This window comes from Myxococcus xanthus, assembly GCF_006402735.1.
In the GTDB taxonomy this organism is placed as follows: Bacteria; Myxococcota; Myxococcia; order Myxococcales; family Myxococcaceae; genus Myxococcus; species Myxococcus xanthus_A.
In genome coordinates this window covers 5776558-5788872 of sequence record NZ_CP017174.1, presented here as the reverse complement: position 1 = coordinate 5788872, position 12315 = coordinate 5776558, and the positions used below count along the sequence as shown (strand labels likewise).

11 protein-coding genes are annotated in these 12315 nt (G+C 71.1%); 10 read left to right on the top strand and 1 reads right to left on the bottom strand.

Annotated elements, in window-relative coordinates; translation table 11 throughout:
- The first annotated feature begins 9 nt into the window (after nucleotides 1-9).
- The 5 genes from xseB to BHS09_RS23405 are packed head-to-tail and all read left to right on the top strand — an operon-like array spanning nucleotide 10 to nucleotide 4164.
- A complete protein-coding gene (gene xseB / locus BHS09_RS23425; protein ID WP_140793391.1) occupies nucleotides 10-360 on the top strand; it encodes an exodeoxyribonuclease VII small subunit in 351 nt (116 codons plus the stop codon).
- A 24-nt stretch (nucleotides 361-384) separates the two neighbouring features.
- A complete protein-coding gene (locus BHS09_RS23420) occupies nucleotides 385-765 on the top strand; it encodes a response regulator (RefSeq protein ID WP_140793389.1) in 381 nt (126 codons plus the stop codon).
- A 17-nt stretch (nucleotides 766-782) separates the two neighbouring features.
- Complete coding sequence (locus BHS09_RS23415) at nucleotides 783-1676, top strand: polyprenyl synthetase family protein (RefSeq protein ID WP_140793387.1); 894 nt, start codon at nucleotides 783-785, stop codon at nucleotides 1674-1676.
- Nucleotides 1676-3427: a 1-deoxy-D-xylulose-5-phosphate synthase gene (locus tag BHS09_RS23410; RefSeq protein ID WP_140799063.1), complete on the top strand. Its 1752-nt coding sequence runs from the start codon at nucleotides 1676-1678 to the stop codon at nucleotides 3425-3427. The genes BHS09_RS23415 and BHS09_RS23410 overlap by 1 nt, the downstream gene beginning before the upstream one ends.
- The gene (locus BHS09_RS23405) at nucleotides 3424-4164 is read left to right on the top strand and encodes a TlyA family RNA methyltransferase (RefSeq protein WP_090494263.1); all 741 of its coding nucleotides are present in this window, start codon (nucleotides 3424-3426) and stop codon (nucleotides 4162-4164) included. The genes BHS09_RS23410 and BHS09_RS23405 overlap by 4 nt, the downstream gene beginning before the upstream one ends.
- Nucleotides 4165-4173: 9 nt before the next feature.
- On the opposite strand, the gene BHS09_RS23400 is transcribed toward BHS09_RS23405, so the two are convergent.
- Nucleotides 4174-5775 (bottom strand): hypothetical protein, encoded by a 1602-nt coding sequence (locus BHS09_RS23400; protein WP_140799061.1) that lies wholly within the window; start codon nucleotides 5773-5775, stop codon nucleotides 4174-4176.
- 485 nt (nucleotides 5776-6260) lie between these two features.
- On the opposite strand from BHS09_RS23400, the gene BHS09_RS23395 reads away from it, so the two are divergent.
- Genes BHS09_RS23395 through bacO form a run of 5 tightly spaced genes read left to right on the top strand, consistent with a single transcriptional unit; the run spans nucleotide 6261 to nucleotide 12312 of the window.
- Nucleotides 6261-8768, top strand: coding sequence for an ATP-binding protein (locus BHS09_RS23395; protein WP_140793381.1), 2508 nt, complete (start codon nucleotides 6261-6263; stop codon nucleotides 8766-8768).
- Between the two features lie 43 nt (nucleotides 8769-8811).
- Nucleotides 8812-10686 carry a tetratricopeptide repeat protein gene (locus BHS09_RS23390; protein ID WP_140799060.1) on the top strand — a complete coding sequence of 625 codons (1875 nt, stop codon included), beginning with the start codon at nucleotides 8812-8814 and terminating at the stop codon, nucleotides 10684-10686.
- Nucleotides 10687-10698: 12 nt separating this feature from the next.
- Nucleotides 10699-11538 (top strand): alpha/beta hydrolase, encoded by an 840-nt coding sequence (locus tag BHS09_RS23385; RefSeq protein WP_140793378.1) that lies wholly within the window; start codon nucleotides 10699-10701, stop codon nucleotides 11536-11538.
- A 55-nt stretch (nucleotides 11539-11593) separates the two neighbouring features.
- Nucleotides 11594-11935 (top strand): bactofilin BacN, encoded by a 342-nt coding sequence (gene bacN / locus BHS09_RS23380; RefSeq protein WP_002636699.1) that lies wholly within the window; start codon nucleotides 11594-11596, stop codon nucleotides 11933-11935.
- Entirely contained in the window at nucleotides 11932-12312 is a 381-nt protein-coding gene (gene bacO, locus BHS09_RS23375) for a bactofilin BacO (protein WP_011554629.1), read from the top strand. The genes bacN and bacO overlap by 4 nt, the downstream gene beginning before the upstream one ends.
- The last annotated feature ends 3 nt before the right edge of the window (nucleotides 12313-12315 follow it).

Genomic DNA, 12315 nt, shown 5'->3' with positions numbered 1-12315 from the left:
GGGAGGTGGATGGAAGTGGCGAAGTCGGACAAGGCGCCCAAGGCGGACAAGGTGGCGGAGACCGAGGTCCCCGAGCAGTACGGGGACGTGGTCTCCCGGCTCGAGGAGACGGTGGGACGACTGGAGAGCGGCAATCTCTCCCTGGAGGACTCGCTCAAGGCCTTCGAGGAAGGCATCCGGCTGGTGCGCAGGGGTGAGAAGCTGCTCACCGAGGCGGAGCAGCGCATCGAACAGCTCCTGCTGGACGAGGACGGAAACGACGTGGTGGCGCCCCTGTCGGTCGCCGCGCGTCCAGCGGCGCCGGCGGCCCCTCGGGCCCCCGCTCCCCGCCCGCCCCCGGAGGATGACGTCCCGTTCTAGGTACTCGGGCGCGTCCACTCCGGCATGTCGAAGCCGAAAATCACCATTGTCGATGATGACCGCGACACGCGGGAGCTGCTGGCGGCGGCCCTGGAGGACGAGGGCTTTGCCGTCACCATGGCGGCCAACGGCCTGCGGCTCATCGCGTCGCTCCAACTGCACCGGCCGCACGCCATCCTCCTGGACGTGAACATGTCCTGGATTGACGGCTTCGAGCTGTGCCGGGCGGTGAAGAAGAACGAGCAGTTCCGGGACATCCCGGTCATCTTCATCAGTGGCCGCGGGGAGCCCGAGGACAAGCGGCACGGCATGGCGGTGGGCGCCGCGGACTACTTCGTCAAGCCGCTGGACATGGACAAGCTCGTCAGCCGTATTCGCGAGCTCGTGCCCGCGCAGATTCCATAAGAGGAGCACGGACGCTCGTGGCAACGTTTCAATTGAACTCCTTCCTGGCCGCCCAGCAGGCGCGCGTCGAGTCCCTCCTGAGCGAGCGTGTGGATCGGCTCGGGCCCGCCGGGACGCCGCCGAAGCTCGCGGAGGCCATCCGCTATTCCCTGCTGGCCGGCGGCAAGCGCCTGCGCCCGGTGCTCTGCCTGGCCTTCGCGGACCTCGTGGCGCGCGGAAGCACCTTGTCGGCGGTGGCGGGCGACGCGGCGTGCGCGCTGGAGTACGTGCACACGTATTCGCTGGTGCATGACGACCTGCCGGCGATGGACAACGACGACTACCGCCGGGGCCGGCTCACCAACCACAAGGTGTACGGTGAGTCCATGGCCATCCTCGCGGGTGACGCGCTGTTGACGGAGGCCTTCACCCTGGTGGCCAGTGGACCCGAGAGCATGCGCGCCGCGCTGTGCCGGGAACTGGCGGTGGCCTCGGGCGCGGCGGGCATGGTGGGCGGGCAGGTGCTGGACACCGCCGAGGACCGGCCGTCCGCGCTGGACTACCTCATCCGGCTGCACCGCATGAAGACGGGCGCCCTCATCCGGGCCGCGTGCCGCATGGGCGTGCTGGCCAGCGGTGGAGACGCAGACGCATTGGCGCGCGCGGACACCTACGGCGACGCGGTGGGGCTGGCCTTCCAGATTGCCGATGACGTGCTGGACGTGACGGCCACGGCGGCGGAGCTGGGCAAGCCCGCGGGCGCGGACGCCGCGGCCGGGCGCTTCACCTTCCCGGCGGTGGTGGGCCTGGAGGCGTCGCGGAAGCTGGCGGACCAGAAGGTGGCCGAAGCCATCGCGGCCGTACGCCCCCTGGAGGGCGAGGACGGGCCGCTGGCGGCATTGGCGCGCTACACGGTGGAGCGGAAGTCCTGATGTCGGAGTTGCTGTCACGCATCGGCTCGCCCTCGGACGTCCGCGCACTTCCCGAGGAGGCACTGCCGCGCCTGTGCCAGGAACTGCGCGAGGACATCATCTCCATCTGCGGCCGCGTGGGGGGCCACCTGGGGGCCTCCCTGGGCGCGGTGGAGCTCATCGTCGCGCTGCACCGCGTGTTCCATTCGCCCCAAGACGCGCTGCTGTTCGACGTGGGGCACCAGACGTACGCGCACAAGCTCCTCACGGGGCGGCGTGACCGCATGCACACGCTGCGGCACGCGGACGGCATCGCGCCGTTCCTGGACCCGCGGGAGAGCCCTCACGACGCCCTGCTTGCGGGGCATTCATGCACGGCGGTGTCCGCGGCGCTGGGCGTGCTGGAGGGCCGGCGGCAGCAGGGGCACCGGGGCCACGTGGTGGCGGTGTTGGGCGACGGCGGCCTCACGGGGGGCCTTACATTTGAAGGGCTCAACAACGCGGGGGGGAGCCCCCTGCCGTTGGTCGTCGTCCTCAACGACAACCAGATGTCCATCAGCGCCAACGTGGGGGCCATCCCCGCGCTGCTGCGCACCCGCGAGGCGCGCGACTTCTTCGAAGGCCTGGGCTTCACCTACCTGGGCCCGGTGGATGGGCACGACCTGCCTGCGCTGATTCGCGCGCTGCGCGAGGCCCGTGCCTCGTCGCGGCCGGTGGTGGTGCACGCGCTGACGCTGAAGGGGAAGGGCTTTCCGCCAGCGGAGGCCGACGCGCAGACGCGTGGACACGCCATGGGCCCGTATGAGTGGCGGGACGGCAAGCTGGTGCGCTCACGCGGTGGCCAGCGGACCTTCAGCGAGGCCTTCGCGGCGGTGCTGGAGGACGCCATGGCCCGGGACCCACGGGTGGTTGCGGTGACTCCCGCGATGTTGGAGGGCTCGGCGCTCAACGCGCTCAAGGCGCGCTTCCCGGACCGGGTGCACGACGTGGGCATCGCGGAGCAGCACGCCGTCACCTTCAGCGCGGGGCTGGCCTTGGCCGGCGCGCGGCCGGTGTGCTGCATCTATTCGACCTTCCTCCAGCGCGCGTACGACCAGATCATCCACGACGTGTGCCTGCCGGGCTTGCCCGTCGTCTTCGCCGTGGACCGCGCGGGGCTGGTGGGCGCGGATGGGGCGACGCACCAGGGCACCTACGACGTGGCGTTCCTGCGCCCGCTGCCGGACCTGCACCTGTGGTCGCCCATGGTGGGGGAGGACCTGGCGCCCATGCTGGACACCGCCCTGGCAGCGCCCCACGCCTCCGTCATCCGCTTCCCACGCGGCACGCTGCCGCCCCTGCCCGAAGGACTGGGCGCGGGCGAGGTGCCGCTTCGGGGGGCTCGCTGGCTGCTTCGCGCGGAGCAGCCCCGGCTGACGCTGGTGACGTTGGGACCTCTGGGCATCGCCGCGCTGGAGGCCGCGCGGGGCGAGCCCGGCTGGAGCGTGCTGGATGCGCGCTGCGCTTCGCCTCTGGATGAGGCCGCCTTGCTGGAGGCCGGCCGGTCCGGTCATGTCGTGGTGGCCGAGGAGGGCACCACGCGCGGCGGTCTGGGCAGCGCGGTGCTCGAGCTCTTCGCGGCGCACGGGCTGATGGCCCGCGTCCGGTTGATGGGCATGCCCGATGCGTTCGTTCCCCATGGGGACGCGCGGGTTCAGCGCGCGGAGCAGGGGCTGGACGCGGCGGGCCTGCGGCGCGCGGGCCTGGCGCTGCTGGCAGGGGGCGGACGGTGAAGCCTCGCAAGGAGCGGCTGGACGTGCTGGTGGTGGAGCGCGGGCTGGCCGAGTCGCGCACCAAGGCCCAGGCGCTCATCCTGGCCGGCCAAGTGGTGGTGGGCGACCAGCGCGTGGACAAGCCCGGCACGCTGATTCCGCAGGAGGCGGAGCTGCGCCTCAAGGGCGAGGTGCTTCCCTATGTGTCGCGCGGCGGCCTGAAGCTGAAGGGCGCCATCGACCGCTTCGGGCTCGACGTTCGAGGCAAGGTGGCCGCGGACATCGGTGCCAGCACCGGCGGCTTCACGGATTGCCTGCTCCAGCACGGCGCCACGCGCGTCCACGCGATTGACGTGGGCTACGGGCAGCTCCACGAGAAGCTGCGCACGGACCCGCGGGTGCGCTCGCGCGAGCGCGTCAACGCGCGCTACCTCACGGAAGAGGACCTTCCGGAGAAGGTCGGCGTGGTCGTCATCGACGTGAGCTTCATCTCCCTCACGCAGGTGCTGCCGTCGGTGCTGACATACCTGGAGCCGGGCGGGCTGTTGGTTGCGCTGGTGAAGCCCCAGTTCGAGGTGGGGCCGGACCGGGTAGGGAAGGGCGGCGTGGTGCGGGATGTCGCTGCCAGGCAGGACGCCATCGACACGGTGACGGCGTTCGTCCGCGAGCAGGGCCTGGAGGTACTCGGGTTGATGGACTCCACGGTGCCCGGGCCCGCTGGCAACGTGGAGGCACTCCTCGTCGCCAGCAGGCCCTGAGTCCTCGCGCTACGGCCGGTAGCGGCGGTAGTCGGACAGGGGCAGCGTCTGCACCACGTCGAAGCCGGTGCGGATCCACAGCCGGCCTTCCGGGTCGATCGCACCGCCCAGGCTGCCGACCACCTGATGGCGGAACAGCTCGCGGGCCTCACCGCCGGACGTCTGGTCCACGGCGACGATTTCGTTGGGGAGCGTCGGCGCGCCATCCAGTCCGCGAGCCGGCGCGTTGAGCAGGAAGAGCTCCGGCGACCCCGGCCGGCGCAGCACCTGGAGCACGTTCAGCGCGCCATTCGCGTCGATGGAGCGGTTGTCCCGGTTGCGAATCTGCCCCGACGCGTCGAGGAACCACACGCGCTGCTGGCCCACCGCGACAAGGCGCGAGGCGCCCGGGTGGTAGAGGATGTGCGCCAGCGGCACCGGGAGCGCGGGGCTGGTCCACTGGAGCCGCGCGCCCTCGCACTCGTCCTGGTTCGCGGCGCACGCGATGACCTGCGACTGCTCCGAGCCGAGCTGGAGGCCCAGGAAGAGCGTGTTGCCGGTGTCGTTGAAGGCGCCCAGGGGGAGGCGCTCGTTGCGCGCGAAGGTCCGCAGCTTGTACGTGGCCCGGGGCGTGCCGCCCGCGCCCTGCTCACCCGTCTCGCCCGCGTACAGCTCGGTGACGGTGACGTCCGTGCGCGACGCATCCGGGCCCGTGCCCAGGGACGCGATGAGAATCATCCCGTCCGCGCGAACCAGGGGCGGGGCGATGACGCTCTCCAGCGTCGTGGGCGCGTAGAGCCACTTGACCTCGGCCACGCTCTCCGACGTGCCGTTGGGGTTGTGGGACAGGCGGCGCACCTCGTCGATGCGGTTGACGATGATGGCGTCACCGCCCGGCAGCACGGTGAGCTGCGTGGGACCGATGTCCGTCGTCGTGCGCGCGGTGATGCGCAGGTCGGCGTCCACGGCGAAGGCGCCCACGTTCGGGGTCCACACCCAGCGCTTGCCGCTGATGGGGTTTCGCTCGGTGATGACCGTCTCGGGGGTGCAGGCGATGGGCATCCCGACAGTGCCCGTCACGTTGCCGCTGAGGTTCACGCGGTACAGCGTGGAAATCTCCGTCGGCGGGACGCCGCAGCCCACGAAGGTCGGGTTGGCGCTGGTGCCGTCGATGACGAAGTGGTCGGTGACGACCTGTCCGGCGTTCTGCGGCTCCACGATGCGGCGCTGCACCGGGAAGTACGAGACAGGGGCGGGCTGCGAGCGATTCGTACGCCCGTCGGAGCACGTGGCCACGGCGTTCAACGACAGGTTCGCGGCCAGGCCCGCCGTGGCGTAGGGAATGTCGTTGCGCTCCAGCGTCAGCGTCATGGTGCCGCCGCTGTGCGGGAAGGTCCGGAGCAGGGTCTCCCGATCGTTGACGTTGAGCGTCGAGCCACCCTCGCAGCCGGACACCGTGACGATGACCTGGAGCTTGTCGTCGGAGATGATGCCCGCGGGCACCGTGAGGGCGACCTGGGGGGGATCCGGCGTGGGAGGGGGCGGTTCGCTGCCGCCACAGGCGGCGGCTAGGCTGCCAGCGGCGATGAGGGCGGAGCGCCGCGCGCGCCGCGTCAGGGAGGGGTGGGCCATGGCGCCGGACTCTAGCCGGTACGCGGCGTCCCAGGCATCTCGGCCCTCTCATGTCGGGCGGGCCCGAACCGACTCTCTCCCCCTGGGTGCGGAACGTCCCCCAATGTCCGCTGGCTGTGGTAGTTCCGCCCGCGCCGTCGGGACCCGGTACGGTGGGCGGCGTCACAGCGCCAGGGAGCGCCAGGAAGTTGCATCTGCAGCCCCTCTGGCGCCTGATGGGCGGTAGGCAGGGCGGGCGGCCGTGCGCGGTCCGCGGGCGATAGGGAAGTGACGTCCATCGTGTACGCTCGGCTCCCGGAGGGCTTGGGGGCGGCGGGGACCGACGTGGCCACATCCTCCCACCCATGCCAGCCGTTCTGGCCCCAGGGCGTGTTCAGCGGCATGATCGGGATCCGAACCATGAACTCTTTCGCACGCAGCGGGTTTTTGCAGCCTCTCTACCCGGCGCCATGTCGCCGGGGCTGGGGTTCACCGTGAGAGTCGAGATGCAGGCTGATCAGCGGGGGCGCGTGCTGGTGGTGGCCGCCAAGGAGGCGGGCGATGCGCTCATGGAGCGGCTCACGTCGAGCGGCTACCAGTGTGCGTCGGCGGAGAAGGAGAGCGGTCTGGCCCAGGTCGCGGACTCGTTGCAGCCAGAGGTCGTCCTGCTGGCGGTGACGGCGAAGCGGGCCGCGGAGATGCTGGAGTCGCTGCGCAAGGTGGACCGGCTCCAGCGCCTGCCGGTGCTGGTGGACCTGGGCCGCGCGCGCTCGGCGGAAGCTTTCAAGCGGTTGGCCGTGGACGATTGGATCCGCAGCGCCGATGAGGTGGTGCCCCGTCTGGAGGCCGCGCTGCGCGCGGGCCGGCTGCGTGACCGGGAAGAGCGGATCCGCCTGCGCATGGGGATGCTGCTGGAAATCACCCAGGCGGCCACCAGTTCGCTCGAACTGGAGGAGATTCTCCGCATCGCCGTGGACAAGGTCGGCCGCGTCACCGGGACGGACCGTTGCTCCGTGGTGCTGGTGGAGGGCAGCCATGCCCGCACCGCGAAGGTGGTGGCCACGCAGGAGGACCCGAGCCTCGTCCAGTTGGACATCGAGGTGATGCGCTACCCGGAGCTGCGCCGCGCGCTGGAGACGCGGGAAGCGGTGGTCATCGAGGAGGCGCAGCGCGACCCGCTGATGGCGGAGGTCCGCACCAACATCCTGCCGCTGGGCGTGAAGTCCATCCTGGTGCAGCCCCTCATCTGTCAGGGCGACCTGCTGGGGGCGCTGTTCCTACGGGTATCGCGCGGTGACGCGTCGTTCGGCCGGGACGAGCAGGAGTTCGCCCAGGCGGTGGCTGGCGTGCTGGCCAACTCCATCCGCAACGCGCGCCTTCACACGGCGGTGAAGAAGAAGCGCGAGGACCTGGAGGAGGCCTATGTCCAGCGCTACCAGGAGCTGAACGAGGCCAACCGCCGGCTGAAGGAACTCAACCGGCTGAAGGACGAAATCATCGCGGTGTGCAGCCACGACCTGCGCGCGCCGCTCCAGGTGCTCCTGGGGCACGGGCGGCTGTTGCAGGAAGGGCCGCTGGAGCCGCAGCAGCGCCAGTCTTCCGAGGCGATGATCCGCCAGGGCAAGAAGATCCTCGGCCTGGTGGAGTCGCTGCTGGAGAAGGGCAAGGGCGAGGCGGCGCGGCTGTCCATCGAGCCCCGCGTCCTGGACGTGGCGCAGCTGTGCCGCGACGCCGTCAATGAACTGGAGATTCTGGCCGCGGACCGGGGCGTGTCGCTGCGCGCCGATTGTCCGGACAGCCTGATGCTCATCGGCGACGAGGTGAAGCTGCACGAGGTGCTGCAGAACCTCATCACCAACGCCATCCACCACGCGCGCCAGGACGGCGAGGTGGTGGTGAGCACCCAGCGGCTGGGGCGCCCGGACGGAGACGCGGCCAAGGTGTGCGTGCAGGACGACGGCGTGGGCATTCCGCCGGACGAACTGCACCTCGTCTTCGACCGTTACCGCCACGGCGGCAAGGGCACCGGGCTGGGGCTGGCCATCTGCAAGGAGTTCGTGGAGCTGCACGGCGGTGAAATCTGGGCGGAGAGCCCGCCGGACACCGGCTGCATCTTCGTCTTCACGCTGCCGCTGGCGCAGGAAGCGCCGCGCAACCCGCGTCCGCCGCCCGCCGCCGCGCCCACGCCGCAGGAGCAGCCGCGCGTGCTGGTGGTGGAGGACGAGCCGGAGATCGCCGCGGTGCTGTCGGAGGTGCTGCGCTCCAAGTACCGCGTGGAGGTTGCGCGCGACGGCGCGGAGGGCCTGGCCCGGGCGAAGGCCCAGCGGCCGGACCTGGTGGTCATGGACGTCTTCCTGCCCAAGCTGGACGGCCTGGACGCGGCCATGGCGCTCAAGTCCTCGACGGACACCGCGCGCATCCCCGTCATCCTGCTGTCCGCCCACCAGGGCGTGGCGGAGAAGGTCCGCTCGCTGAACCTGGGCGCGGTGGACTACATGAGCAAGCCGTTCAACGCGGTGGAGCTCCTCAACCGCACCGAGCGCGCCCTCAAGCTGCGCCAGGGCGAGCGCGAGCAGCAGGAGAAGGAGAAGGCCAGCGCCCTGCAGCGGCGCACCGGCAGCGACCCCGCCACGGGCCTGCACGACCGGCGCGGGCTGCTGCTGCGGCTGGAGCAGGAGGTGGCGCGCAGCCGGCGTTACCACCGCGCGCTCAGCCTCGCCGTGCTCCGGCCCGACCGGCCGGTGGAGCCGGTGCCGTCCAACATCGCCGATGTCATGCGCAAGCGGGTGCGCCACCCGGATGCCATCTCCCACCTGGGCGGAGGTGTGTTCGCCGTCGTCCTGCCGGAGTGCCAGGCGGAGGCGGCGCGCGCCGTCATCAGCCGCATGTTGCCGGATGTGGAGAAGGCGACGGACACGGAGTACCGGTCGGCGGTGGCGGATGTGAGCCAGGACAGCGACTCGGTCGAGAAGCTGCTGGAGAAACTGGGCGCGCCGGCCCCCGAAGAGACCTGAGGCGACTGCGCGCGGGACGGGCTCACGCTAGACTCATGCTCGCGTGCGCCCCTCTCGCCTCCTCGTATCCGCCCTGCTGGCCGTCCTCGTGGCGCCGGGTGTGTCCGCGGCTGCCCCGTCACGGCGGCCGCGCGTGGACCCGGAGGCCATGCGGGAGGCCATCGACGCGGGCGCCACGGACGAAGGCCGCTATGCCTCCTCCGCCAGCTACACCAACTACCTCCAGTCCCGGCTGAAGCACCATGCCGGAGACCACCGGGGCGCGGTGGACGCGCTGCGGCTGGCCCTGGCCACGGATGACGGAAACCCGCTGCTGCTCACCCGGCTGGGCGAGGAGTACGCCCGCGTGGGCGATTTGACGCGCGCGGAGCGCGAACTGCGCCGGGCCGTGCTGCGCGCCCCCGCCTACTACCCCGCGCACGTGCTGCTGGGCCGCGTCCTCACGGAGTCGAAGCGGTTCGCCCGGGCCCGTTTGCACCTGCGGCGCGCGGTGTCCCTCAAGCCGCGCGAGCCGGAGGCCTACCTCGTCCTGGCCCAACTCCACCTGGAGATAGGGGCCCCGGACGAGGCGGTGAAGGTGGTGGACGCCCTGGCGCTGGCGCTGCCGGGGGAGGCCATTGGGTACCAGCGCCTGGGGTTGGCGCTGGCGGAGCGAGGCGACACGGCGCGCGCCGAGCGCCTGTTGGTGGAGGCCGCCACCCGGGCCCCGGGGGACGTGGAGGTGCTGACGGCGCTGGCGCGGCTGTATGAGGACACCGGACGGCCCGTGCAGGCGGAGGAGTCCCTGGCTCGGGCGCTGGAGCGGGACCCGGACAGCCGCGAGGTGCTGCTGGGCGCCGGACGCGCGGCGCTGAAGGCGGGCTCCTCCGTCCGGGCGCGGGCGTACTTCGACCGGCTGTTGTCCCTCTCCTCCGAGCCGGAGATGCCGGTGCGGGTGGCCTTCAGCTACCTCGCCGCGCGCGAGCCCGGGGCGGCCGCGGAGGTGCTGGAGGCGGCGCGCCGAGGGGACCATGCGGACCCTCGATTGGCCTACTACGCGGGGCTCGTCCATGAGCGGATGCGCCGCTTCGCCGACGCGGCGGGGGCCTTCGCCGGTGTGCCCGCGGAGTCGGATGTCTACGCCGACGCGCGCCTGCGCCGGGCCCGCAGCCTGTCGCTCCTGGGCGAGCACTCCCGGGCCCTCACGCTCTACCGGGCCGCGATGCAGGCGGCGCCAGAGGCCGTGGACGTCCGGATGCAGTTCGCCCGGGCCCTGGAGCGCGGCGGCACGCCGAACCGCGCGGAACTGCTCCTTCGCGAGGGCCTGGCCGCCGGTCCCTCCGCGGCGCTGTATGACGCCCTGGCCGCCACACTCCACCGGCAGGGCCGAGGGCGCGAAGCACTGACACTGCTGCGCGAGGCGGTGGCCCGCTTTCCCCGGGACGAAGACCTGCTGTACGTGCTGGGCGCGGCCCATGAGCGGCAGGGCGACGTGACGGGCGCACTGGCCCGCATGCGGGCGGTGCTGGCCGTGTCGCCGGACCACGCCGCCGCGCTGAACTTCCTGGGCTACCTGCTGGCGCAGGCGGGGCAGAACCTGGACGAGGCCGAGCGGCGCGTGCGGCGGGCCCTGGAGCTGCGGCCGGACACCGGGGCCTACCTGGATTCACTGGGTTGGGTGTACTTCCGGCGAGGGGACTACGCCCGGGCCGTGGACGCGCTGGAGCGGGCCTCCACGCTGGCTCCGGACGAGCCCGTCATCCTCGAACACCTGGGAGACGCCTACCAGCGGGTGGCGAGGACGGACGATGCCGCGGCGGCCTGGCGGCGCGCCCTGGAAGTGCTGACGCTGGACCCCGAGTCCGCCGAGCCCCCCGGTCAGCGCGCCGCGTTGGAGCGCAAGCTCAATGCGCTACCCACGCGTGCGCCAGACCGCTAAGTTGGTGCGCCTATGGCGCGTAGCGACGAGGGTTTTTTTCCCGGCAGGGACGGGACACGGCTGTACTGGAAGTCCATCCTTCCAGACGCCGAGCCCCGCGCGCATGTCGCGGTGGTGCACGGGTATGGTGACCACTTCGGGCGCTATGCCTTCGTGACGGACGCACTGCTGGCGGACGGCTTCGCGGTCCACGGCTTCGACTACCGGGGCCATGGCAAGGCCGACGGGCGCCGGGCCTACTGCGAGAAGTGGCCGGACTACCTGGAGGACCTGGAGGTCTTCTGGGAGCGGGTGCGCGCGGTGTCGGAGGGCAAGAAGGCCTTCGTACTGGCGCACAGCCACGGCGGCCTGATGTCGGCGACGTGGGCATCCAGCCGGCAGGTGGAGGGGTTGACGGGGCTGGTGCTGTCGGCGCCGTACCTCAAGCTGGCCATCACCCCTCCGGCCTCGAAGCTGATGGCCGCGCGCGCGGTGGGCAAGCTGGTGCCATGGCTGAGCATCTCCTCCGGGCTGAAGGTGGAGGACCTCACCTGTGACACCGACGTGCAGCGGGCCACCCGGGAGGACCCGCTCCACCAGGCCATCGCCACGCCGCGGTGGTTCGTCGAATCCACCCGGGCGCAGGCCGAGGCCGTACTGCTGGCGCCGAAGATTCAAGTGCCGCTGTTCGTCCTGTGTGGCGCGGAGGATGGGGTGGCCGCTCCGGCGGCGGCGCGGGAGTACTTCGAGCGGGCCGGGTCTCCGGACAAGAAGTTCAAGGAGTACCCCGGAATGCGGCATGAGCCGCTCAACGAGGTGGGCCGTGCGGAGGTGTTCCGGGATATCTCCGGCTGGATCTCCGCGCATCTCTGACATAATCAGGTCGCCCGGCTCCTAGGGAGGAGCTGGCGCTGGGTGAGGTCACCGCATGGCAACGGGTGAAACGGGCATCATCGGCAAGGGCATCGTCATCAAGGGCAACCTCACGGGAGGTGGGGACCTGGTGATCGAGGGACGCGTGGAGGGGCAGATTGCCCTGAAGAACCACCTCACCATCGAGAGCACCGGCAAGGTGCAGGCGGACATCCGCGCCGAGGAGTTGACCATCAACGGCGAGGCCAGCGGCAACATCGACGCCTCGTCGCGCGTGGCCATCAACGCCTCGGCCAAGGTGGCCGGCGACATCAAGGCACCTCGCGTCGTCATCGAGGACGGGGCCGTGTTCAACGGCTCCATCGAGATGGACGTACGGCTTCCTGACGATATTTGAGCTTCACGCCGCGCACGGCACGGCACACACCTTTCGAGAGGCGGACAACACTCATGGCGAATACGGTCATTGGCTCGAGCATCGTCATCGACGGGGAAATCTCCGGCGACGAGGACCTGGTCATCCAGGGCACCGTGAAGGGGAAGATCTCCCTCAAGGAAAGCCTCTACGTGGAGGGCAGCGGCGTCGTCGAGGCGGACATCGAGACGCAGAACGTGGAGATCGCCGGCCGCGTCACGGGCAACATCGTCGCCAGCGACAAGGTGGAGCTGAAGACGGACTGCCGCGTGGTGGGCGACATCAAGGCGCCCCGAATCCTCATCGCCGACGGTGCCTCCTTCAAGGGCAACGTCGACATGGACATGAAGGAGCGCTGATTC